Genomic DNA, 24,788 nt, shown 5'->3' on the forward strand with positions numbered 1-24,788 from the left:
CTATGAAGTTTCCTTACGTATTAAATGTAAAAAAGTGTGAGGAATCGTATTTTTATCATCTAATTCACCTTTAACCGATGATTCAATTTCCCAATTTTTAAATGTATAAGGTGGGAAAAAAGTATCTCCATTATATTTATCTTCAATGACTGTAATGTACATGTCATCAACTTTATCAATCATTTCTTCAAATAAGGATTGTCCTCCAAATATGAATACATGCCCGGGTAAAGACATAATTTCATCCATTGAATGAATGACATCTACACCTTCATGTTTAAAAGATTTATTTCTTGTTAACACTACATTCTTTCTGTTCGGAAGTGGTTTTCCGATGGAATCAAATGTAGCACGCCCCATAACAAGTGTGTTGCCTGTAGTTAAGGACTTGACATGTTTAAGATCATTAGGTAAATGCCAAGGTAATTGGTTGTTCACCCCTATGACACGTTGTTGATCATGTGCTACAAGTATTGAAAGTGTCATAATTTTCCTCCTTGTTGTTTGAATTTAATATTTTAATAAAATTATACTGCAATTGGTGCTTTAATTGATGGATGCGATTTGTAATTAATGATTTCTAAATCTTCGTAATTAATATCAAATATGGATGCGTCAGTATTAATTTTCAATTGAGGTGCATCAAAGCTATCACGAGATAGTTGCGTTTCAATCGCATTGATATGATTCGAATAAATATGGGCATCACCAAAAGTATGAATAAACTCTCCAACTTCTAAGCCACATTCCTTCGCAATTAAATGTGTTAATAAACTATAACTCGCAATATTAAAAGGAACCCCTAAAAATATATCAGCACTTCTTTGATATAATTGACAACTCACCTTCCCATCTTGTACATAAAATTGAAACATCGTATGACAAGGTGGTAAGGCCATTGTATCAATTTCTGTTGGATTCCATGCTGATACTATATGACGACGAGAATTAGGGTTATGCTTGATTTGTTCGATGACAGTTTTAAGTTGATCAAAACGGTTCCCATCTTTATCTACCCAATCTCTCCACTGTTTACCATATACATTACCTAAATCTCCATATTTTTTTGCAAAATCATCATCGTTTAAGATGTTATATTTAAATTTTTGCATTTCTTCTTTATATAGTACATTAAAAGCTTCATCTGATTGAGCTCTGTGACCAAAATCAGTCATGTCAGGGCCACTATAATCAGAAGAATGAATATATTTTTCAAAAGCCCATTCATTCCAAATATTATTATTATAGTGAAGAAGATATTTAATATTAGTATCCCCTTTAATAAACCATAATAATTCAGTTGCGATTAATTTAAAGGACACTTTTTTTGTAGTTAACAAAGGAAATCCTTTTGTTAAATCAAATCGTAATTGATGCCCAAATTTAGAAATAGTGCCTGTATTAGTACGATCATTTTTTTGCTTTCCTATTTCTAAAATTTCTTCGCATAAATCATGATACGATTGATCAAACGTATTTAGCATAACAGCCACGCGCCTTTCCATTCCATAGTTATTTATATTTATCTTATTTGAATTTGGTGGTAATTAAAAGAAATACCTATTAATTGTGTAAAAATAACTTAAGTTAAATTGAGTATACAACATTTTTAATGAAAACGTTTGAAAAATAAAGAATAACATAAAAAAACAGCCCCCAAAAGCCTTAGCGCTAGTTTCAGGATTTGGGAACTGATTCAAATATTTAGATATTTGAGCTTGAAAAACAATGATTAACTGATTGTATAATTAGCAATGTTCATCAAAAGCATCTTTTATGTCCATGCAAATATCTTGTATATCTCTACCTTCAATATGTTCACGTGGGATAAAGTGTTGCAATTCTTTTCCTTTGAATAATGCGTATGATGGACTTGAAGGGATTTGTTGGATATAAGATCTCATCTCTTCAGTTGCTGCTTTATCCTGTCCTGCAAATACAGTAACTTTATGTGTTGGTTTTTTATCGTTTTGTTCAACCACTGTAACTGCAGCAGGTCTAGCTAAACCAGCTGCACAACCACATGTAGAGTTTATTACAACAAATGTAGTGTCATCTGCTGCTACATTATTCATATGGTTAATAACATCGTCTGGTGTTTCTAGACTTTGAAAATCTCGACCTGTCAGTTCACTACGCATTTGTGTAGCTAATTCGTTCATATAAGCTTCATATGCATTCATTTATAACACTCCTATATTTCTAAGATTATTTCATTACTTATTTCTGTTAGCAATTTGTTTCCAAACAGAGCCTAATGCTTCATCACCATTTTCAATTCTAGAAATAGCCATTTCTATTTGAAGTTTTACATCGTAAGCTGGATCATCTATATGTTTTTTTAAAGACGCTAATTGTTCAGGTCCACCTTCATCGAATATAAACATAGCAGCTCTCCAACGTACAATTTTTTGAGGATCCTCTAAAGCTTTTTCCATTTCTGGTAAGGCTTGTTTGAAACCTAAATCGCTTAAACAATCTCCTGCTGTACGTCTTACTGCAGGACTTTTGTCTTGCAGTCCTTTATATAGATAAGGCAACACAGATTCATTTTCAATCATACCAAGTAGTACAACTGCTTCACGTCTTAACGGTACTTTTTGTTCTTCATTTAACGCCTCACCTAGTAAAGGGAAATCTTGTTCTGTGGGTGTCGGAAATGATTTTAACATTCTAAGACGTTCTTTCCAGTTATCTGCTGCTTGATATTCTTCTAACGTCACATGTTGATATTGTTTTTGAGGTACTACGATGTCTGTTTTTAGTGCTTCATCAACAAGAGACTTTAATTTTTCGTCAGGATAGAGTGCTATGATTTCGTCAAAAACTTCATTTAAGATATCATCTAGCTCCCCATAACGTATGCCTAGGTCTTCCCACTTACGAAGAAAAACAATATTATCAGAATCTTTTTGTGCTGCTAACATACTATCAATAAAAATCTCTGGTAATTGTTTACGTTTTTCTTCATTACTTGTAGTAAGCTTGATTTGATACGGAATACCTTTGAATGTTAAGACTTCTGCTTTAACTTCACCAAAATGTTCATCTGGTATTGGCTGGCTAGCAGTTTCTTCTTCGGCATTAAGCATAGCAGTCACGCTAGGCAAAACATCCTCCCAATCAAATTTAGGTTGCTTATCAACAGCTAAAAAATCCATAACATAAAATATAGATTTGACGCCTTCGATTGCTAATATGTCATTAATAAATTTAGGTTGTTCATCTTTAACTGACGTATACGTATTTGATTTATTGTCTTCCCTTTTCTCACTCAATACAATTTTCATTGTGTTTGGGCTCGGTGTTGGTTCAACACGAATTATTTCCATTAAAGGAACCTCCTTATTATGTTTCGCTTAAAGTAGCTGTAACTTTAGGTATTACTTCGTCCCAATCAAATTCAGGAGATTTATCAACAGCTAAAAAATCCATGACATGAAATATAGATTTAACGCCTTCTACTTCTAAAATATCGTTAATAAATTTAGGTTGTCCTTCTTTCACCACTGTATAGGTATTTGATTTATTATCTTCTCTTTGTTCACTTAATACAATTTTCATTGTATTTGGGCTTGGTGTTGGTTCAACATTTATGATTTCCATCTAAAGGACCTCCTTATTGTAATTCGTTTCCTATTTGTTTAATTTGCTTACCAATAGAACATTCATTTATACAAAAATGATGTGCTTGGGCTTTGCCTTCGTTCTTTCGAATGTGGTGTTTAAGTAGACATTGATTGCAGTAGGTGTTCATTAAATGATCTATTGCACCAATAGCTTCCTTCTCAGAGTAAGTAAGAATAATAGTCACTCTCCTGTATTACTAAAAATGAAGTGAAAGTACATCGTAAATGTACAATAATATGATTTGACACTTGGTCGTATTATATCATTTGTGGCTACGATTGTTTAATATTAAATTTGTGTTTATAACATTTATACAAATCAAATATTATAGAATTGAATGCTTTCTTGCAATTTTATAGTTTTCTGGTAAAATGATGCAGTTGTTAATTTTGCGGTTTCTAAACACCCGCACTATCAAAATTTAGGAGGAACTTAAATTGTTTAATGAAATATTCGGTGTTTTAACTTTCTTTGTAACATTTTTATTATTAATAGCTATGTATCGTCTCTTTGGTAAACATGGCTTAATTGCTTGGATAGCAATCGGAACAATTATTGCAAATATTCAAGTGATTAAAACGGTAGATCTTTTTACGATTTCAGCTACATTAGGAAACGTCATGTTCGCTTCTATTTATTTAGCGACAGATATATTAAATGATATTTATGGACGTAAAATTGCTAAACGTGCTGTGTGGATTGGTTTTAGTTCAACATTAGTTATGATTATTGTCATGCAAATGTCTCTACATTTCACACCTGCAGCAGTGGATACTTCGCAAGGCGCATTAGATGCAATATTTAATCTGGTCCCAAGAATTGCGCTTGGTTCAGTGATAGCATATATTATTGGGCAACATTTGGATGTCTTAATCTTTTCGCTTATCAAGAACGTATTTAGTTCAGATAAGACTTTTATTATTAGGGCATATGGTAGTACAATTTTTAGTAACATTATTGATACGGCATTATTTGTGGCGATTGCTTTTTATGGTACTATGCCAAATGCAGCTGTATTTGAAATATTTATTACTACGTATCTCTTAAAAATAATTTCAACAGTTTTCAATGTGCCATTCGGTTATTGGGCAAAATCAATGCACCGTAAAGGCAAAATACAAAAATTAGATGAAGGTTATTAATAAACACAGAGATTGGTTACATACCAATCTCTGTGTTTATTTTATTTAGTATAGCAATAATTTGATCTTTTAAAAATTCAAAGGTGTGATAGCCCTCTGTATCAAGGAAATGGCCATTATGAGTGATAATTTGAGTTGATACTCCTAATTCATTAGACAAACGCTTAGTAGCTTCTACATCCACTATAGGATCTTCACTAGCAGCAATAGTTACAACGTTTTGGGAATTAACTTTATCACATCGTACATTGGTTTGTTTAATATAGGTATCTAACTCTGGTAAGTTATCAAGGGTTTCATTAAAACCAGATATTAAAAACAACCCTTTAATTTTTGGGGTAAATTGTTGATGGGATAAGTAATTGAGTATGGTAATCACCCCGAGACTATGTGCAACAATAAGTGTGTTTTCATTTAGTTTGTCTTTTAAACGATCATCTAAAGCTGCATACCAATTTGAGGTCTGTGGGTGATGCGTATTAGGCAAATAAATAATTTCTACTTGATAATGATAATACGCCATTTCTTTGGCTAACCAATCGAACCAATGGCTATTTATATTTGCTTGATACCCATGTATGATAAACATATTATTCATTGTATCACCTTCCATTTTCTAAATCCGACTAATAGAGTATGCATTATTTATATATCATAAAAGATTCAGTTAGAAATGCCAAATGATTTGATTATCGAAATATATAGTATATCAATGCAGCATTTGATAAGATGAGAGTATCTTTAATGATGTGGGTGAAAATATGGCGAAAATATATTTTGATGCTGCCACAGCTGGTAATCCGGGTGAAAGTGCTTGTGCAGTTGTGATAATAACAGATGAACAGCGGATACAATACGATACAAATTTAGGAATAATGGATAATCATAGTGCTGAGTGGGCTTCATTAGTTTTTGCATTAGAATGTGCGTTAGAACATAATATTACAACAGCATTAGTTTACACAGATTCTAAGTTAATTGAAGATAGTTTGACTAAAAGACAAGTTAAGAATGAAAAGTTTAAGTATTATTTTAATATGGTGCTCAACTTAGAACCACGATTTGATTTGTTTTTTGTTAAATGGATTCCTAGAAATCAAAATAAAGAAGCAAATCATCATGCTAAAAATGCATTATATAAAATTACTAAATCCAAAAAATAAATATAGCGCATTGATTACATAATAATCAATGCGCTATATTTTTATTCATCTTAACTGAAGTGTGTTGATAAGTATTTACCAGATACATACAACTCATGTTCATTACATACATTTAAAATCTTAGAAATATCTGTTCCAAATTTCATATCTTGTAATAATTCATGCGTGTCCAAAGGAACCTCAGTATGAATTTTAGCAAGCGACTTAGATAATTTGAGGTTTTGCATATCTGCTTCAATTTTCTTTTGTTGGCCTGGTGTAAGTTCATTTAAAGCATCAAGTACGGACTCTACAGAACCGTGACTTTGTATTAATTTTATAGCAGTTTTTTCACCTATTCCCTTAACACCTGGATATCCATCTGCGCTATCTCCCATAAAAGCTTTTACATCAATAAGTTGTAGAGGAGTTAATCCATATTCGCTTTGAAATCTATCAAGTGTATAGCGATTATAAATATTGAAGCCTTTTTTAGTTAACCAAATTTCTACATTAGGATTAATACATTGGAGAATATCTTTATCTCCAGTGATGACATAAACTTGATTGTCCTCTGAGTATTGATGTGCTAGTGTTCCAATCACGTCATCGGCTTCATAATTTTGTACACCAATATTCACAAATCCAAATTGATTAGACACTTCTTTTACATAATCAAATTGTGGAATGAGTTCATCAGGAGGTGCTGGTCTATTTTGTTTGTATCCATCAAACATATCATTTCTGAAGGTTGATTTCCCCATATCCCAACATACAGCAACATGTGAAGGACTAATTTCATTTATTGCTGTGAAAACGTGACGTACGAATCCTTGTATACCATTTGTCGGTGTCCCTGAAGAATTGCGCATAAATTGATTGTGAAGGCTCGTAGCATAATAATGGCGAAATAATAATGCCATACCATCTATCAGTAATATTTTGTTAGACATTTTGTGAAGTACCTCTTTCTTTTTTACAATAATGGTTTTAATTGGGCATTTGTATGTTGTAATTGTTCAACAAGCGCATGATCAATTTCAAATGATAATAATTGTTTAATTTGCTTATGAATATCTTGTTCAAATTCATAGAATCTTGCTTCAGCATTTTGGTTCATCTTAACAACAATTTCTATGAGCGCTTGTCTTAAATCTCCAATGCAAGGCGCTAAAAGGTTAACTGTTGAATAGGTAATTTGCGTTTGTATTTCATTTTGTGTTTTAGCTTGTAGTATATTTTTCTTAGATAAAGATTTTGGTAGTGAATCAATCATTGTAGTTAAATCTAATTTTAAATAGGGTTCATCTAAATTGATATCACTTTTATTAAATTCTGGTTCGAAAAATATGTGAATCTGTTCCAATTTTTGTTTTAAAGGCGCGATTTCAATATGAAGTTGTTCATGGAAGTATTTCTTAACACGTTCAACTAACAAAGATTGTTCTAAATAAAGACGTTGATGTATTTGATCTAAGTATATCTTGGTAGATTGACGTTTTTCTTCAGAAAAATTACTGTTTTTTGTCATCTGTCCATTATAAATCGATTTGACTTCATCAAGCAATTGTAATTTTAATCGTTCATTCAGATGATATATTTGATCTTCGACTTCATTTGACGCACGTTGTTCTGCAATCTGTAATATATCATAACCTAGTACGTTAGACTGATCGTACCGCTTCAATTGTTTTTTACGTTGCTCGATTTGAGCTTGATTGTTCTTTGAGTCTTCTATCATTTGATCAAACGCTTCGGAAATATGCATCAGTTGTTGTAACATTTGTTGTTGCAGTATGTCTTTAGACTCCACTTGAGAAAAATATTGTATGCTTTCTTTAAGCTTTTCAATGCCTTCATTATGAGATTGCAAGGCTTGTCTACTAGAAACAGCAAAAATGTCCGAATCCATATTGACTTGTGTTAATGCATCCCCTACATATTCAATCACATCGTTTAAGTCTTCGTCAGTTTCTGCTAAATCAGTAGCGTTGATAATCATTTTAAACGCTTGGTTTTCGTTTAATTGGTTCATTTCTTTCATATGTTCAATAAAGCGCTTATCATTTTCAGTAAATGAATGATTAAAATAACTTACATATAAGATTAAATCAGAAGAAGTTAATATTTTTTCGGTTTCATTCGTGTGTCGTTGATTATTAGAATGTAACCCTAATGAATCAACTATAATTTTATCTTTTAGCCAATCTAGTGGTAATTTAAGATGTACAGTATTAACGAATGTGGCAAATTCGTCTTCTGCACTCCATTTTTTTATTTCTTCTTGTTCTATGGTATGCGTAAGACCTTGAGAAATCATGTCTTCGTACATGTTGTAGTGATTTTCAATTGCATTGACAAAAGCCAATTTATTTTTTTCCAAAGTCGCTTTAAGTTTACTTGTGTTTTTATTTAAAAATGCTTCTATACTGTCGAAATTTTGATTTTCGATTTCAAAAACTTGATTTAATTCTTCTAGTAATTGTTCACTTGATTTTAATGTAATTTGACTTTCGTTACCATATGATAATTCTGTCATAGCTGCAGTTGTTGGATTAGGAGAACTTACTAAATAATTATCACCGAGTAAAGCGTTAATTAAACTACTTTTACCAGCACTAAATGTCCCAAAGACACCGATTTTCACTACTTTTTGTTCTAATCTTTCTAACGTGTCGTTAATATCCTGCTTTGTCTGAGCAAACAGTGGGATATCTTTAATCAAGTCGAGCGCTTGCTCTATCGTTCTTGTATTATCTTGATTACTGTAGTGTTTTTCAGTAGTAGCTTGATGAGTTGCTTTTATTGAATCTGGTTGAGTTTTTGCTTCATAATTAATTTCAGTACGGTCTATCAATCGATCTAACGAATCATCTATATGAATGTAATAGTGCATATAATTTTGTGTCGCAAGTGATTCTCTAAGATTACGTAATTCGATAAATTTAACATAGTCATTATAATCGTCTTCTTGTTCCGTACCTATATCGTTTGCTTTTGAATATTTTATAGCCTTTTTAAAAAGTGGATCTGATACTTTAGCGATGTATTGTTTCAGTGATTTCATTAAATCATCTGCAAAAGTAAGTACATATTGATTACTAATACTAATTTGCATTTGATATAAATCAGTAATAAGCTCTGGATGGATGGTGTAGTGTTGGTTTAATATTTCATCATTGATTTCAGATGAATTAATAAAGCGAGTTAAGAATGACATATCACCTCTGAGTGGTTGTCTTATTTCTTGATTCACTTTTTCTTGTATATGTCCTACTAAATCATCTAAACGAGATTGTTGTTCTTCGATTGTTTTACTTTTTTTATTGAATAACCCGCCTACTTTAAAATCTTTTGTACGGCTTTCTAAGTAAAACCTGATTTTCTCCCTTGTATCATGAGTCATGATATATGCATTTTCTAAGATAGTTTTGCGCTTTTGCTTTAAAAATTCATAAAGACGTTCAGGATTGTTTAACAGCTTTGCTTCTTCACTTACTTGTTGGTGCTGTTGAAAATTTAAATATGCTTGATCAAAATCCGCTTCAAATATATCGAGTTTATCTAATAAATCTTGTATTTCATATTGTATATAGGATAACTGCTCATCAGTGATAAATGTCACAATTCTATCTACATAATCTTCGATGGACTCTCTGTTGTTATCCTTGTCAACGAGGTAATGAGAAAGCGAGTCAATTTCATTATACTCATGTTCAAATTTAGACACATAGTATATGCGATCTAAATTGATTTCCCATTCTGCAATGGACTTTTCAACACGTGATTTAAAAGTATCGAAACTAATTTCTGCTTCGTTATGTTTATCTATTTGGTTAATCACAAATACAACAGGCACCCCAGCATGATTCAATTGTTTCATAAACTGAAAATTTAATGCTGATTGCACGTGGTTATAATCCACCGTGTAAAAGAGAACATTACTTGTATACATAAATTCTTCTGTGCTGGATTGGTGCGTTGCTACATTTGAATCTACCCCCGGTGTATCTTGTAATGTGAATCCTTTATTGAATTTATCTGAAGGACATTTAATCTCTACAGATTCTACATCAATATTTTCTCTATTCATTTGTTTAACTTCATCATAGTTATTGAGTAATGTATATTGTTTGTTGCTTAAGTTAGCGATAATTCCTTTTTCATCTGTAACGGAAACTATGGCTGTGTTACTAGTAGTTGGTACAGGTGAACTTGGTAATATATTTTCTTCTAGTAGTAAGTTAATGAGTGTAGACTTTCCAGCAGAAAAGTGGCCTACAAATGTAGCAGTATACTGTTCTAAGTATACTTTTTTAATAACTTGATTAATAATATGGACCAATCTTGTATTCTTTGATTTTTCGACTTCTTTTTTTAATTTGTATAAAATATCGAGTTGCTCAGTATTAGACATCATACTATCCCCTTTGTTACTTCTATATAATTATCCTTATTGTATAACAAATCGTTCAATGTCAAAAGTAAGTTTGTTCAATTCACCTGTTAATATATAATTAATAGTACTTTTGCATAAGCAGTTCATTGGTTGAGCTATGCGTTGCTTTTTTAATAAAAACGTCATTCCCTATATTAAGGAATGACGTTGTAAGGATTACATGTAAATTATGTGTTATGCATAATTTATGATTTAGTCACTTCAGATATTAAACTTACTTCCATCTAGGCTTATCAAAATCAGTATTAGGTTTGTTAATACCAATATTTTCTTTTAGATGGAGTGCTGGGTTTTTAGCAATGTTAACAGCTACAGCTGCTACACTCTTTCTTGATACTTCTGTCCCCTTAAATGCTTCATCTTTTTGCGTGATTTCATAATCAATTTCATTTGTATCTGTTAACCATGCTGGTCTAAAAATAGTATAGTCCAATCCAGAATTTTCAATGATATCCGCTGCTTTTTTATAAACCGGAGCATATTCACGCGTATGCTGTTCTACCCATTCACCAAATTTACCAGGTACTTCATTGTATATACCCAAAGATGTAACAAATATAAGTCTTTTAACACGCTTCTCTTGCATTGCTTTTACAATAGTTACCGCTTCTTTGTCTAAATCACCTGATAAACTTGCTAACACAATGTCTACATCGTCCATAGCATTATATACATCTTCATAATTCGTTGCATCCCCTTCACGAACTCTAATACGATCTGACGCATAGTCAGGTAATCTGTTCGCATCTCTCAGGAATAATCGTAAGGTATATGATGTATTTTCTAAAAATGAGTTGATTGCTGCTTTAGAAATTTCACCATTAGCACCTAAAATAAGTACTCTTGTCATCAAATCACTCCTATAATTGTTTGTTTTGATATCGTATTATCATTAAATTGTGCCGTTCACACTTTTTAGTGTCTAGTTCGAATAGCACGTTAGTATTTAATATAACATTATCCTGTTTAAGTCCACACTACTACAGTTAACCTTTTTGCACCAATATTAAACTCAAATTTAATACTTACTATAACGTGGGACATCCACTTATTATATTTAAAACACTTTTATGTTTATCGCTCATTTGAATTTTTGGATTCTCTGCCTTATTGATCATTGGCTATAACGAAAAAATCCCCTGAATGTATAGACGTAATTAACATGAGTTCACTACATTCTATATTCAGGGGAGATACCTATTTTATACATTGTTATTGTATAACAGGGTTTTTGCTTTTTTTAATTTTCAAATATTGAGAAATACTATATATAATAATTCCTAACCAAATAAAGATAAATGTAATTAATTGATCTACATCAAAATGTTCTTTAAATAGGAATATACCTAATATGAACATAATCGTTGGTCCAACGTATTGTATAAAGCCAGTTAAAGATAACGGTATTCTACGTGCACCAGCTGAGAATAAGATTAACGGGATAGCTGTTACAGCGCCAGAGAACAATAGCCAAAATGATGAAATATTCATGCCGAAAGTTAATCCACCATGTTGCCATATGTACCATAAATAGATAAGTCCAGCTGGAGCAGTCACGATACATTCTATAGTTATACTGCTAATGGCATCTATAGGTATAAGCTTTTTAATTAAACCGTAGATACCAAATGAGCCAGCCAGTAATAATGAAACGCCAGGGAAAATACCCATTTTTAATGTCATGTATAAAACACCAATCACTGCAAATGCAATAGCAATCCATTCAAATTTAGTGAAACGCTCTTTTAAGAATATAACAGCGAGTAATATACTAACTAATGGATTGATATAATACCCTAAGCTAGACTGTAACACATGTCCATTGGATACTGCCCAAATAAAGGTGCCCCAATTGATTGTGATGACATAACCTGCTGCAATAATTGCAATAAGCTGGATGGGGTTTGAAAATAGTTTCTGTATATCACGTTTAAAGGGTTCTGTGTTTTTGGTAATCACTACTACAAACAACATGAATATCATAGAAAGTACAATTCTGAATGCCAATACTTCGAAAGGCCCAATATCATTAACTAATTTCCAATATGCAGGGAGAATGCCCCACAAAATGTAAGCACCAAAAGCAAAAATGATACCTTTTTTAAACTCAGTGTTCAAGTGAAACACCACCTTTCACTCACGACTAGTCTCGTGTTTTAATTCTGAGGTTTTCTTTTACCCCAATATTGATAATACGTACATTCAATATAGCCATTAAATAATTTTCTGCGTTTTGTTGCCTTTTTATTTACTAAATGCTCAAACTCAGTACTGCTTGTTAATACATAAGTAGATAAATGTGGATTGTGATTCATGAGTTCGCCTAGGTAACGATACATTTGTTCTACCTCATCACGATCTCCAATACGCTCACCGTATGGAGGATTACCTATTAAAGCAATAGGCTCATCTGTTTCAATAGTTAGCGTATTTACATCTTTGACGCTAAATTGAATAATATCAGCTAAACCAACCTCTTCTGCGTTACGGCGTGCAATTTCAATCATTTCTGGATCAATATCTGAAGCATAAATTTCTAACTTTCGATCGTAATTTGCTTGTTGATCAGCTTCATCTCTCATTTCATCATAAAGTCGATCAGGCATAATGTCCCATGACTCAGAAACGAAATCACGATTGAATCCAGGCGCGATGTTTTGTGCGATTAAGCTCGCTTCAATAGCAATAGTACCAGAACCACAGAAAGGATCGATTAATGGTGTATCGCCTGTCCAATTGGCTAAACGTATTAAACTTGCAGCAAGCGTTTCTTTGATTGGCGCTTCACCTTGAGCAAGTCTATAACCACGTTTATTTAATCCGGAACCTGACGTGTCTATTGTTAATAAAGCATTATCCTTTAATATTGAAACTTCTACTGGATATTTGGCTCCTGTTTCGTTTAACCAACCACGTTCTTGATACGCACGTTTCAAACGCTCTACAATAGCCTTTTTAACAATAGCTTGGCAGTCTGGCACACTGAACAAAGTGGATTTCACACTACGTCCTTGTACCGGAAAGTTACCATCCTGTTCTATAATAGCTTCCCACGGTAGAGATTTTGTTTTTTCAAATAATTCATCAAATGTAGTGGCTTTAAATTGACCAACTACAATTTTAATTCTATCTGCTGTACGTAACCACAGATTACATTTGACGATTGCAGTTTCATCGCCTTCAAAAAATATTCTGCCATTTTCTACAGTTGTGTCATAACCTAGTTCTTGAATTTCTTTGGCAACAACTGCTTCTAATCCCATTGGGCATACGGCTAATAATTGATACATTGATTTGCTCCTTCGTAAATAATGATATGTATTTATTTTATCAAAAGTTTTTTTAAATAGATATGACAATGCAATAACTTATTTATTATAGTTTATTATTACATATGTATACTAAGACAATTAAAAAAGCTCTCCTTTTTGGGAGAGCTTGGGTCTAGTGATGATGCTTCTGTAAGCCATGTTTTGTACCGTTGTACTACTGATGTGTACTAGCTACACTCGTACGCTGGTGGTAACCATCTGTCTACCGATATTTACATTTAAATATCGGTCTTAATTATACGTTGAATTCCGCTAAAAAAGTGCTCCTACCTAATTTGGATTGCTCACTCGAGGGGTTTACCGCGTTCCACCTTTTATATTTCTATAAAAGCTACGTCACTGTGGCACTTTCAAACTATTCTAACCATATTATAATAACTTAGGTTATTTCATTGCCGTCAACTTAATGCCTTGACTTATTGTTTCGTCAAGCACGAACACTACAATCATCTCAGATTGTGTGAGCATGGACTTTCCTCTATATCTCTATAGCGATTACCCGAAACACCATCTTTAAAAGTATAGCATCTTTTAAGTCTTGAAACAAATAAAAATAAGTCAAGTTTTGAATTCTTTCAAAACTTGACTTTATGTAGATGAAACTATATCTACAAATGTCATACTCTTAAATTAAGATATGGTATGTTATTTGCCGAATACTGCTTTTTCTAAGTTAGAAATTCTTTTTAGAATATCTACGTTGTTATTGCTATTATTAGTGCTCTTGCTGGCAGCATTACTATTTGAAGAGAAGTTTTTATTTTCTTGTGGTCTCGATGTAGCTACACGTAATCTTAACTCTTCAAGTTCTTTTTTTAACTTATTGTTTTCTTCTGAAAGTTTTACGACTTCATTATCTAAGTCTGCCATTTTTTGATAATCTGCTATGATGTCGTCTAAAAAAGCATCGACTTCTTCTCTTCTATAACCACGCGTCATAGTTTTTTCAAAATCTTTTTCATAAATATCTTTTGCTGATAATTTTAATGAAACATCTGACATTTTTTCCACCTCATTCAAAACTTTGTTTTTGAGACCACTGCAAGTCGTTGATAAATTCTGTTAATTCATCGAACGTCACAATGTCACAAGTATAGTTTGTTTTTTCTATAAAATCAACTAACATTTGTTTAAAGAATTTCGGGCTAGCTTCTTGTTCCTCATCATAAATCAAAAGTGTTTTATCCGTGTGATCTAACATAAATTGATCGGTTTGCTTAAATTGATGAGGACCTTCGTATGGTGAGTGAAAAACACTATCTACAAAATCTGCTTGTTGAGTAATGTTTTTATACTTTGCCTGATTTTGTTCATTCCATCTATCGCTATGGCCATAAAAAGGAGTAATAATACCAAGCTTTAACTCTGGGTGTGTTGCCTTTAACTCAAGTACTACCTCAGCTGTCCATAACTCTATACCCATCTGTCCTTGTATTAATACCCATTCCAATCCTTCTTCAATCAATTGATTTAATTTATGTGCAATAAATTTTTTTAAATAGGAAACTTCTGGGGCATCATCTTTGAAGATATTGAGTTCAAATGATTTATATCCCGTAACATAAATTGTTTTTATCATAGGCTTCATTCATTTCTTTGAATATAAGTTAAATCATATTGTACTGCTTTAATTTTTTCTGTAAATAATTTTCGACTAGTACGTTTAAAGTGACATTCTACAGATAATGATTCAATGTTAGAAATTAATAGATCAAATTTCTTTTTATTCATGTACTGGAGTTGTAAAATTTGCGATTCATATTTGGCTAACGCATTGAGCGTGTTATCGATATGTTCAGCAAAAGGAATGACAATAGAATAAAAATCATAATCTATTTCGCTTTGTTTGACAGCTTCAAATTTTTCTTGCATAACTTGTACGTCTTTTAATAATTGGGTAATGTATTGTTGCATGAAGTTTCCTCCTACACATCAAATTTACCATAAAAAAGGGTGAACGTCATTTCGTAACTAATTTCCTTTCATATATAGTAGTTAAGATGGTTATGCGTATTACAATATTGTTTAATTCGTAAAAGCACGTTAAAATATACATGGTGTAATGTTAATTACATAGAATGCACATTTCCTATAGCATAGTTTGGAAAAATTCCACAAAGTCAGTTATAATGGAAAAGGTTTTGAATACCAAACTAAAGTGGTGAAGAAACAATGAATTATCCAAATGGAAAGCCATTTAAAGGAAATAAGTCTCAAGTCGGACGAACTTATGAGGATAAACCTAGTAAAATAGACTATGGTGGCAGAGGCATGTCATTAGAAAGTGATATCGAACTGTCGAATAGTTATTATTTGAATCATGGTGTGGCAGTAATACATAAAAAACCAACACCAGTTCAAATTGTAAATGTTCGTTATCCTATGAGAAGTAAAGCTGTGATTAATGAGGCTTATTTCAGAACACCGTCTACAACCGATTATAATGGTATATATAATGGACATTATTTAGACTTTGAAGCGAAAGAAACTAAAAATAAAACTTCTTTTCCATTAAATAATATGCATGAACACCAAGTGTTACATATGGAAGCATGTTATCAACAAAGTGGAATTGTTTTTTTATTAATAGGTTTTAAATCGCTGAATGAAGTTTATCTCCTTCCCTATTCCAAATTCAAATATTTTTGGGATAGGCATAAAAAAGAGATTAAAAAGTCTATAACGGTTGAAGAAATAAGAAAAAATGGTTACTATATTCCTTATCAGTATCAACCAAGATTAAATTACATCATAGCAGTTGATAAGTTGATATTAGATGAAAGTGAGGACCGCGTATGACGGAGAAGAAAAGGACTTCCCAATCTAATAAGAGTGGTGAGTCTGAGCAAAAAAAGAATAGGAATATAAAAAGAACGGTTATTAAGATTATTGGTTTTCTCATTATAGCCTTTATCGTTCTAGCTTTAATAGGAATCTTGTTATTTGCTTATTATGCTTGGAAAGCACCAGCTTTTACAGATTCTAAGTTACAAGACCCTATCCCAGCTAAGATTTATGATAAAAATGGTGAGTTGATTAAGACCATTGATAATGGGCAGCGTCGTGAACATGTAGACTTAGACGAAGTGCCTAAGACTATGAAACAAGCTGTATTAGCTACTGAAGATAATCGTTTTTATGATCATGGCGCTTTAGATTATAAACGTTTATTTGGAGCTGTTGCTAAAAACGTTACAGGTGGATTTGGTTCACAAGGTGCATCGACTTTAACACAACAAGTAGTTAAACGTTCATTCTTAACAGACCAAAAATCAATCGCTCGTAAAGCCCAAGAGGCATACTTATCATACCGTTTAGAACAAGAGTATAGTAAGGATGAAATATTCCAAATGTACTTGAATAAGATTTATTATTCTGATGGCGTATATGGTGTGAAAGCTGCTGCTAAATACTACTTCAATAAAGACTTGAAAGATTTGAATTTAGCTGAGTCAGCATATCTTGCAGGTTTACCACAAGTACCGAATACGTATAATATTTACGATCATCCTAAAGAAGCGGAATCTCGTAAAAATACAGTGCTTTATCTAATGGAGTATCATAATAGAATTACTAAGAAACAAAAAGAAGAAGCACAAAGCACTTCAATTGAGGATAATTTAGTTCAACGTACAGCAAAACAACGTGAAGTAACTAAAGATGAGTCTAACCAAGAGTATGATTCATATATTAACTTTGTTAAATCAGAACTGATGAACAACAAAGCATTCAAAAATGATGATTTAGGTTCTGTACTGAATAGTGGTGTTAAAATTTACACGAACATGGAAAAAGATGTTCAACAAACGTTGCAAGATCGTGTGAATAACGGTAGCTACTATAAAAATGACGATCAACAAGTTGGTTCTTCAATTGTAGATAGTGAAACTGGTGGACTTGTTGCAATATCTGGTGGTAGAAACTATAAAGATATCCAAGATAGAAACTTAGCAACAGATGCACACCCTACTGGTTCATCCTTAAAACCATTCTTAGCATACGGACCAGCAATTGAGAATATGCAATGGGCTACAAACCACGCTATTAAAGATGAAGAATCATATCAAGTAGATGGTGTAGAATTTAAAAACTATGACACTAAGAGTCATGGTACAGTAAAACTTTATGATGCATTACGTGAAAGTTTCAATATTCCTGCGCTTAAAGCTTGGCAATCAACAAAAGAAAATGCAGGCAATGACGCACCGAAAAAATTTGCTTCAAAAGTAGGATTAGATTATGAAAGTGATATTGGACCTTCTGAAGTATTGGGTGGTTCTGCATCTGAATTCTCCCCTACACAATTAGCATCAGCATTTGCAGCGATTGCAAATGGCGGTGAGTACAATAATGCACATTCTATTAAAAAAGTTGTAAAACAAGATGGCGAAACAATTGAATATGATCATACAAGTAAAAAAGCAATGAAAGATTATACTTCGTACATGTTAGCTGAAGTACTTAAAGGTACGTTTGAAGCATATGGTTCAGCTTATGGACATGGCGTTTCAGGTATTAATTTAGCTGCTAAAACTGGTACTGGTACTTATGGTGAACAAACTTACCAACAATATAACTTGCCAGATGATGCCGCTAAAGATGTTTGGATTAATGGTTTCACTCCTAAATACAGTATGTCTGTATGGATGGGCTTTAACCAAGTGAAACAAGGTGGCGTAAACTCCTTTGTTGGACACGACGAACAAGAATACCCACAATACCTATTAGAAGATGTTATGTCTGATATTTCTCCTAAAGATGGAAAAGATTTCAGCAAACCAGATTCAGTGAGTGGCGATGATAAAGACAACTTATCAGTGAAGAGTAATCCAGATGATAATACAACTGATAACAAACCTGAAGGTCAAGGCAGTAGTTCATCTAGCTCAAGTAGCGATGATGACAACGATGATAACTCATCTAGCTCAACTAGTGCTTCAAGTAATAGTAGCAATAATAGTAATAGCACAACTACAAATGGAGCTACGACTCAACAACAAGGTAACAATAGTTCAAGTAACACGAATGCATTAACTAAGTTATTTAACTTAAATGCGATACTTGATACTAAAAAATCTTCATAAATTTCAAACCCGTTTTCCCTAATCATTGGGAAGCGGGTTTTTTAATATACATATTTAATAGCGAATTACTATAACTCAAAAAACTAGCACTCATCATTATTGATGAGTGCTAGTTTTTAATTTAAATATATAATCAAGCTTGAACTAGCTGTGATTGTTTTTTCTTCGTATTTGATAAGAGGCATTCATTTTAATAAGTTCACTTTTTAATGTTTTCATTTGGCTGTATCCCATAAAGTGATATTTACGAGCAATCATATAATCATAACGTTCTTTAAAATTCATAGGAACAACAGCATAATTAGACAAATTACTGAAATCAAGGGTATTTTGATCATTAATTTGTTTAAAGTAGTCAATGATCAAATCAAAATATTGATCCAATAATGATTTGGCTTCTATTGATTTTAATTTTTTCTCTTTAGCATACTGATCCAATGTATGCTCCAAATGGATGAAATCTTCTTTAACTATCATTATTTTCACGCTTCTTTCAAACTAGCTTTATACCGTTTTTGTCCTTCTCTACAATCTTCGAATAATGGACAAACATCACATTTTGGACTTCTGGCCAAACAATGGTAACGTCCAAAGAATATGAGTTGATGATGTGTCTTATTCCAACGTTCACGAGGAACTACAGTACATATTTTGTCTTCTACCTGTCGCACATTATCTTTCCAACGGCATATGCCTAAACGTTTTGATACACGTTCTACATGAGTATCGACAGCTAATGAAGGTTCTCCAAAGGCTACACTCATGACAACATTAGCTGTTTTGCGCCCTACACCAGCCAGACTTTCTAATTCTTTATGCGTTTCAGGTATCTTTCCATCAAATTGGTCAATCAATGATTGGCATAGCTTTTTTATATTTTTAGCTTTGTTTCTATATAAGCCAATCGTGCGTAAATCATTTTCTAAATCAGAAATATCTACTTTTAGATAATCTTCTGGAGTTTTATACTTTTGAAATAGATTTTTAGTCAATTTATTAACAGAAATATCAGTCGTTTGTGCTGATAGTAATACTGCTATTGTTAGTTCAAATGCATTATCATGAACGAGTTCACATTCTGCATTTGGAAACATGTCAGCAATTACATCTATCATTTCAAGTGCTTTTTTATTACTTATCATTTGGATTCTCCCCATTGAGCCAATCAAATTTAGGAACCTTACTTATCGTATGTTTCATTTTAGGTTGTTTAAATTGGCTGCTTATTTTTTTGGAATCTTCAATGGTTTTGACATTATTTTTTTTCCAGTTCAGTAAAATACGATCAATATATTTAAGGCTCATCTTGTTTTGACTTGCTGCTTCGTCTAAAGCTGCTTGTATGACAGCCAAATCATGTTTATCTACATCTAACCATTGATTTAAAGTCTCAATCTCATAAGGTGATAACGGCCTGCCAAAAGCTTGCTCAATTTTCTGGAACAATGTGTTAAATTCAAGTTCTGTTTCATGTTCATCTTGTTGAACATGTATTTGTTGCATAATTTCACTTAATCTATCATAAAATTTATCGAGATTCATATATTCAGTGAACTTACCTTCTTCATCTTTATTAACATTTAATTCTAGCAAATCATGTTGTATTAACCCCTGAATGATAGATGTAATCTCTCTTGAATTTAGGGAAGTTCCTTGTTGAAGTGATTCAATCGATGGTTGCTTATCGGACATTTCTGAAGCATGTATTAGCTTTATTAAAATGACTAATTCCGTTTCATTAAGTCCGAGTTCATTATAATGGTCAAGCAACTCTTTTCTAATCACAACAGGTCTTGTCTTTAATTGTTCTCTATTCAAATTAACACCTCCTATTGTGATGCTATTTTATAAAAAAGCCCAGCCATCATAATGTGTGGACTGGACGTTTTAGTAAAATTCATTAAAAATACTATGGGTATAAACGATTAAGTAAACGTGGGAATGGTGCTGTTTCGCGTACATGCTCTACGCCAGATAGCCAAGCAACTGTTCGCTCTAAACCTAAGCCAAAACCACTATGTGGGACACTTCCATAGCGACGTAAATCTAAATAGTAACTGTAACTTTCAGGGTCTAATTCAAATTCATTTATACGTTGTTCTAATAATGCTAAATCATTAATACGTTCAGAACCACCTATAATTTCACCATATCCTTCTGGTGCGATTAAATCGGCACAAAGAACTGTATCTTCGTTTTCAGGATTTGGTTGCATATAGAAAGGCTTGATTTTAGTTGGATAGTTAGTAATGAAAACTGGTAAATCATAATGATTTGCAATAGCAGTCTCGTGTGGTGAACCGAAATCTTCGCCCCATTCAATATCATCAAATCCCTGTTCTTTTAAGAATTCAACTGCATCATCATAAGTGATACGCGGGAATGGAGTTATAACTTTTTCAAGTTTAGATGTATCACGTTCTAAAGCGTTAAGTTCAAGTTTACAATTGTCTAGTACAGATTTTACAACGTGTGTAACATATTGTTCTTGTACCTCTAAACTTTGAATGTGATCACAAAAAGCCATTTCTGGTTCAATCATCCAAAATTCTATTAAATGACGGCGTGTTTTAGATTTTTCAGCTCGGAAAGTAGGACCGAATGAAAATACTCTGCCGTGAGCCATTGCTGCTGCTTCCATATAGAGTTGTCCACTTTGTGATAAGAAGGCATCTTGATCAAAGTACTTCGTATAGAACAATTCACTTGTACCTTCAGGTGCGCTTGCTGTTAATATTGGCGGATCAATCTTAGTGAAGCCATTATCATTAAAGAATTCATATGTAGCACGGATAATTTCATTTCTGATCTTCATTACAGCATGTTGTTTTTTAGAACGTAACCATAAATGACGATGATCCATTAAAAACTCAGTACCATGATTTTTAGGTGTAATTGGATAATCATGTGCATCCGATATCACTTCAATCGATTTCACTTGCATTTCGTAACCTATATCAGAGCGATTATCTTCTGTAATAGTACCTGTGATATAGATTGAAGATTCTTGCGTGATTTCTTTTGCAAGTTGGAATATTTCTTCCTCTACTTCTGCTTTCGCTACAACACCTTGCATAAAGCCAGTGCCATCTCGCAATTGTAAAAATGCTATTTTACCACTTGAACGTTTATTTGTTAACCACGCACCAATTGTGACTTCTTGGTTAAGGTATTGCTTCGCTTCTTTAATCGTTGTCTTCATAAAAAGTCTCCTATTATATTGTTATCTTCTTTTTTAATCCTTATATATTTTAACAAAATGCATGTATAAGTTCTAGTTGCATGTGTTAACTTTTACGATTGTTCGCTTCATCTTTTTTTAATTTTTTAAGTATACTAGAAAATTGTTTGACGTCGCCTTTCTTTTGGCGATAACTCTCTAATGACTGTTCGAAAAATTGTTTGTAATTACTACGTATTAATCGATCATCAAATGATACAATAATACCTTTATCGTGCTCATTACGTATTAATCTACCGAGGCCTTGTCTGAATCTTGTTACTGCATCCGGTAGTACATATTCTTTGAATGTGGAAGTGAACTCAGATTCCATCAGCCAATACTTTGTATTGTTCTGATTCATGAATGGTAATTTAGCTATCATTACGCACTTGATTCCATTGGATTGGAAATCAAATCCTTCAAAGAATGTACCTGTGCCCAGTAAAATCGACTTATCAAAGCTATTAAATTGCTGCACAATCTTATAATTTTGATTTTGTTGTTGAGTGAGAATTACATAATCCTCAAATTCCGGTAGTTCATTTAATAATTCTTGCACCATGTGCATCATTTTATAACTTGTAAATAATATTAAACATTTGGATTCCACAATATTTACGTATTCTATAACATAATTAACAATTGAACTCACATAATCTTCAATATTTTTATAATTGTATGATGAGACATCATTAGGGACGAATACAGTGGTCTGATTAGGCGACATCACTGTAGTATCAATCTCATATGTGTTAAATGCTACATCTTTATTAAACCATTGTTTAAAATGATCAAAAGAATGGTTGAAAGTTAATGTGCCTGAAATAAAAGTGAGTGATTTAAATTTATCTAACACTTGCTTAGTTAGTATTTCTTTAACGTTATAATCTTTCACATTTAGTCTAATTGTTGACTTCTGGCTTAAATTTTTAATTGATAAATAACTTGTATGATTATTTTTTAAACTTTGTTCCATTGCTTTGAATCGATCATTAATGTATAGCATTTGTTTACGTACAGACTTAATTGTTTTATGACTCATTCCATTGAAAAACTCTAAAGCCATATTTAGTTTATGTGTAATTGCATGTAAGTCATTTAAAATTGGAGTTGCGTCAAAATGATATACAAAATGCAGTTTATGTACTTCATCATCGTGAATATCGGCAGTTTGTATTAAATCAAACATCGTTTTAAACAACTGTTCATTTAAATCATGTATTTCATTTACTGTTGTTTTTAACCCAAAAACATCTATAGGTGGGATGTCTAGCTTTTCTAAAATTCTTTGCTGTTCTAAATGATCGATAGCCTTTAGTAATTTATCATTTTCAGTCTTACCTATGAGCCCAAGCTGATATTTAATGTCTGAGTAGCTTAGTTCATTTGTAACTTGGTTTAAAGCATAGTCAGGTAAACGATGTGCTTCATCAATGATGCAATCATCAAACAATTGATAAATTGAATTGTCATGTGCTGCATGGATTAAGTGTGCATGATTTGTAATACCAATTTGAATATTTTGAGCGTTACGTTTAATAAAATTGAAATAATGGATATCATTGCGTACTGGTACATAAGTTTCAAGTTTTTGATCAAAGTACATTTGTTGTCCGCCTTTAAGATCTAACTCTTGTATGTCTCCTGTCTCAGTTTCAGTAATCCAAATTAATAATTGCATTTTCAAAATAGTGACTTCGTAATTATTTGATTCATCTTTTAAAATTTGACTAATAAGACCTAAGGAAATATAATCGCGTTTACTTTTTATTAAAGTAGCATTAATTTTAAAGTTCAATGCTTTTTTAAGTGCAGGTATATCTTTTTCCAATAATTGGTTTTGTAACAATTTAGTGTTTGTAGAAATCATTACATGCTTACCTGTTTCAATATTGTACATAAGTGATGCAAGTAGATAAGCAATTGATTTTCCGCTTCCTAACGGTGCTTCAATCATCGCCTTTTCACTGTGCATTAATTGTTCGAGAATAATCTCTGATAAATACAATTGTTGAGGACGATACGTCAGATTTAATTCTTTAGTCACTAAGGTATATAATTCTTTCAAAGTACCATTAAAATTTACCGTTGGTGCTTTGAAATCTATTTGCTTTTTATAAATGATTTGTTCAAATTGATCATAAGCATCATCTAGTATTTTATCGTCATGATTACGGACCATTTCAAACAATATATCATGTAAGTCATACTTTAAATTTTTACTTAAATAATATAATTGCTTTAAAGTGTCTAATGGTAATGTTTCAAATTTATTAAAAGCGAGTATCATTAATTGAGCTGTAGTTGCAGCATCTTCATCCGCACGATGAGCATTATTCAATATAATCCCATGCGCTTCAGCTAACTCACTTAATTGGTAACTTTTATCTGTAGGAAAGGCTACTTTAAATAACTCTAAAGTATCCATAACTTTTTTAGGGCGATATTTAATATTACAATTTTTAAAAGACATTTTGATGAAATTTAAATCAAATGCGACATTATGTGCGACAAATATACAACCTTCTATTTGTTTATATATGTCATCGGCAATTTCATGAAAATATGGTGCTTGATTTAGCATTTCTTCTTCTATTGAAGTTAACGCCTGTATAAAAGGAGGAATTTCTAAATCTGTTTTAATCATTGAATGGTATGTACCAATGATTTTATTTTCACGAACAAATGTAATACCGATTTGAATAATTTCATCATATTCTAGTTGATTACCCGTTGTTTCTAAATCCACAACAGCATAACAAGGTTGCGTCATGTC

Annotated in this window: 23 protein-coding genes, 1 other RNA gene and 1 pseudogene; 4 read left to right on the top strand and 21 right to left on the bottom strand. The window is 32.2% G+C overall.

What is annotated here, in order from left to right; translation table 11 throughout:
- The 6 genes and pseudogenes from BK821_RS09235 to BK821_RS09260 all read right to left on the bottom strand — a co-directional run bounded on the left by BK821_RS09235 (position 1) and on the right by BK821_RS09260 (position 3,814).
- On the bottom strand, positions 1 to 486 hold the full coding sequence (locus tag BK821_RS09235; RefSeq protein ID WP_046837414.1) for a dihydrofolate reductase: 486 nt from the start codon (positions 484 to 486) through the stop codon (positions 1 to 3).
- 41 nt (positions 487 to 527) lie between these two features.
- Entirely contained in the window at positions 528 to 1,484 is a 957-nt protein-coding gene (locus BK821_RS09240; protein WP_046837413.1) for a thymidylate synthase, read from the bottom strand.
- 264 nt (positions 1,485 to 1,748) lie between these two features.
- Entirely contained in the window at positions 1,749 to 2,183 is a 435-nt protein-coding gene (gene brxA, locus BK821_RS09245) for a bacilliredoxin BrxA (RefSeq protein ID WP_046837412.1), read from the bottom strand.
- 33 nt (positions 2,184 to 2,216) lie between these two features.
- Positions 2,217 to 3,332, bottom strand: coding sequence for a conserved virulence factor C family protein (locus BK821_RS09250; protein WP_046837411.1), 1,116 nt, complete (start codon positions 3,330 to 3,332; stop codon positions 2,217 to 2,219).
- A gap of 25 nt (positions 3,333 to 3,357) precedes the next feature.
- Positions 3,358 to 3,606: pseudogene (locus BK821_RS09255) on the bottom strand (NifU N-terminal domain-containing protein); the annotation flags it as partial.
- Between the two features lie 13 nt (positions 3,607 to 3,619).
- On the bottom strand, positions 3,620 to 3,814 hold the full coding sequence (locus tag BK821_RS09260; RefSeq protein ID WP_046837409.1) for a zinc-finger domain-containing protein: 195 nt from the start codon (positions 3,812 to 3,814) through the stop codon (positions 3,620 to 3,622).
- A gap of 253 nt (positions 3,815 to 4,067) precedes the next feature.
- Here BK821_RS09260 and BK821_RS09265 point away from each other — a divergent pair, with 253 nt between their 5' ends.
- Positions 4,068 to 4,772, top strand: coding sequence for a queuosine precursor transporter (locus tag BK821_RS09265; protein ID WP_046837408.1), 705 nt, complete (start codon positions 4,068 to 4,070; stop codon positions 4,770 to 4,772).
- A gap of 16 nt (positions 4,773 to 4,788) precedes the next feature.
- Here BK821_RS09265 and BK821_RS09270 read toward each other — a convergent pair whose 3' ends face one another.
- Entirely contained in the window at positions 4,789 to 5,370 is a 582-nt protein-coding gene (locus tag BK821_RS09270) for an RBBP9/YdeN family alpha/beta hydrolase (protein ID WP_046837407.1), read from the bottom strand.
- Positions 5,371 to 5,533: 163 nt separating this feature from the next.
- On the opposite strand from BK821_RS09270, the gene BK821_RS09275 reads away from it, so the two are divergent.
- Positions 5,534 to 5,935 (top strand): ribonuclease HI family protein, encoded by a 402-nt coding sequence (locus tag BK821_RS09275; protein ID WP_071331587.1) that lies wholly within the window; start codon positions 5,534 to 5,536, stop codon positions 5,933 to 5,935.
- Between the two features lie 50 nt (positions 5,936 to 5,985).
- On the opposite strand, the gene BK821_RS09280 is transcribed toward BK821_RS09275, so the two are convergent.
- From BK821_RS09280 to BK821_RS09320, 9 genes are all read right to left on the bottom strand, one after another.
- Positions 5,986 to 6,867, bottom strand: a complete 882-nt coding sequence (locus BK821_RS09280; protein WP_046837405.1) for a 5'-3' exonuclease — start codon at positions 6,865 to 6,867, stop codon at positions 5,986 to 5,988.
- A gap of 23 nt (positions 6,868 to 6,890) precedes the next feature.
- Positions 6,891 to 10,331 (bottom strand): dynamin family protein, encoded by a 3,441-nt coding sequence (locus BK821_RS09285; RefSeq protein WP_071331588.1) that lies wholly within the window; start codon positions 10,329 to 10,331, stop codon positions 6,891 to 6,893.
- Positions 10,332 to 10,587: 256 nt separating this feature from the next.
- Entirely contained in the window at positions 10,588 to 11,223 is a 636-nt protein-coding gene (locus BK821_RS09290; protein ID WP_071331589.1) for an SDR family oxidoreductase, read from the bottom strand.
- Positions 11,224 to 11,585: 362 nt separating this feature from the next.
- Positions 11,586 to 12,491 (bottom strand): EamA family transporter RarD, encoded by a 906-nt coding sequence (rarD, locus tag BK821_RS09295; RefSeq protein WP_046837402.1) that lies wholly within the window; start codon positions 12,489 to 12,491, stop codon positions 11,586 to 11,588.
- 38 nt (positions 12,492 to 12,529) lie between these two features.
- Positions 12,530 to 13,663, bottom strand: coding sequence for a THUMP domain-containing class I SAM-dependent RNA methyltransferase (locus tag BK821_RS09300; protein ID WP_046837401.1), 1,134 nt, complete (start codon positions 13,661 to 13,663; stop codon positions 12,530 to 12,532).
- A gap of 167 nt (positions 13,664 to 13,830) precedes the next feature.
- Positions 13,831 to 14,212: RNase P RNA component class B (rnpB, locus tag BK821_RS09305), an RNA gene on the bottom strand.
- Positions 14,213 to 14,350: 138 nt separating this feature from the next.
- Positions 14,351 to 14,707, bottom strand: a complete 357-nt coding sequence (gene gpsB, locus BK821_RS09310) for a cell division regulator GpsB (RefSeq protein WP_046837400.1) — start codon at positions 14,705 to 14,707, stop codon at positions 14,351 to 14,353.
- 10 nt (positions 14,708 to 14,717) lie between these two features.
- Positions 14,718 to 15,284, bottom strand: a complete 567-nt coding sequence (locus tag BK821_RS09315) for an SLOG family protein (protein ID WP_063410323.1) — start codon at positions 15,282 to 15,284, stop codon at positions 14,718 to 14,720.
- A 5-nt stretch (positions 15,285 to 15,289) separates the two neighbouring features.
- Positions 15,290 to 15,619 (bottom strand): DUF1798 family protein, encoded by a 330-nt coding sequence (locus tag BK821_RS09320; RefSeq protein ID WP_046837399.1) that lies wholly within the window; start codon positions 15,617 to 15,619, stop codon positions 15,290 to 15,292.
- Between the two features lie 258 nt (positions 15,620 to 15,877).
- Between BK821_RS09320 and recU the strand changes: the two genes are divergently transcribed.
- Both recU and BK821_RS09330 read left to right on the top strand, forming a co-directional pair.
- Entirely contained in the window at positions 15,878 to 16,504 is a 627-nt protein-coding gene (gene recU, locus BK821_RS09325) for a Holliday junction resolvase RecU (protein ID WP_046837398.1), read from the top strand.
- Positions 16,501 to 18,789, top strand: a complete 2,289-nt coding sequence (locus BK821_RS09330; protein WP_046837397.1) for a transglycosylase domain-containing protein — start codon at positions 16,501 to 16,503, stop codon at positions 18,787 to 18,789. Before recU ends, BK821_RS09330 begins: the two co-directional genes overlap by 4 nt.
- A gap of 144 nt (positions 18,790 to 18,933) precedes the next feature.
- Here BK821_RS09330 and BK821_RS09335 read toward each other — a convergent pair whose 3' ends face one another.
- From BK821_RS09335 to BK821_RS09355, 5 genes are all read right to left on the bottom strand, one after another.
- On the bottom strand, positions 18,934 to 19,266 hold the full coding sequence (locus BK821_RS09335) for a YpoC family protein (protein WP_046837396.1): 333 nt from the start codon (positions 19,264 to 19,266) through the stop codon (positions 18,934 to 18,936).
- Between the two features lie 5 nt (positions 19,267 to 19,271).
- Positions 19,272 to 19,931, bottom strand: a complete 660-nt coding sequence (gene nth, locus BK821_RS09340) for an endonuclease III (RefSeq protein ID WP_046837395.1) — start codon at positions 19,929 to 19,931, stop codon at positions 19,272 to 19,274.
- Positions 19,921 to 20,607 carry a DnaD domain-containing protein gene (locus BK821_RS09345; RefSeq protein WP_071331590.1) on the bottom strand — a complete coding sequence of 229 codons (687 nt, stop codon included), beginning with the start codon at positions 20,605 to 20,607 and terminating at the stop codon, positions 19,921 to 19,923. The genes nth and BK821_RS09345 overlap by 11 nt, the downstream gene beginning before the upstream one ends.
- Before the next feature lie 91 nt (positions 20,608 to 20,698).
- Entirely contained in the window at positions 20,699 to 21,991 is a 1,293-nt protein-coding gene (gene asnS, locus BK821_RS09350; protein ID WP_046837393.1) for an asparagine--tRNA ligase, read from the bottom strand.
- Positions 21,992 to 22,076: 85 nt separating this feature from the next.
- Positions 22,077 to 24,785: a helicase C-terminal domain-containing protein gene (locus BK821_RS09355; RefSeq protein WP_071331591.1), complete on the bottom strand. Its 2,709-nt coding sequence runs from the start codon at positions 24,783 to 24,785 to the stop codon at positions 22,077 to 22,079.
- Between the last annotated feature and the right edge of the window lie 3 nt (positions 24,786 to 24,788).

This window comes from Staphylococcus sp. LCT-H4 (genome assembly GCF_001866145.1).
Classification (GTDB): Bacteria; Bacillota; Bacilli; order Staphylococcales; family Staphylococcaceae; genus Staphylococcus; species Staphylococcus succinus.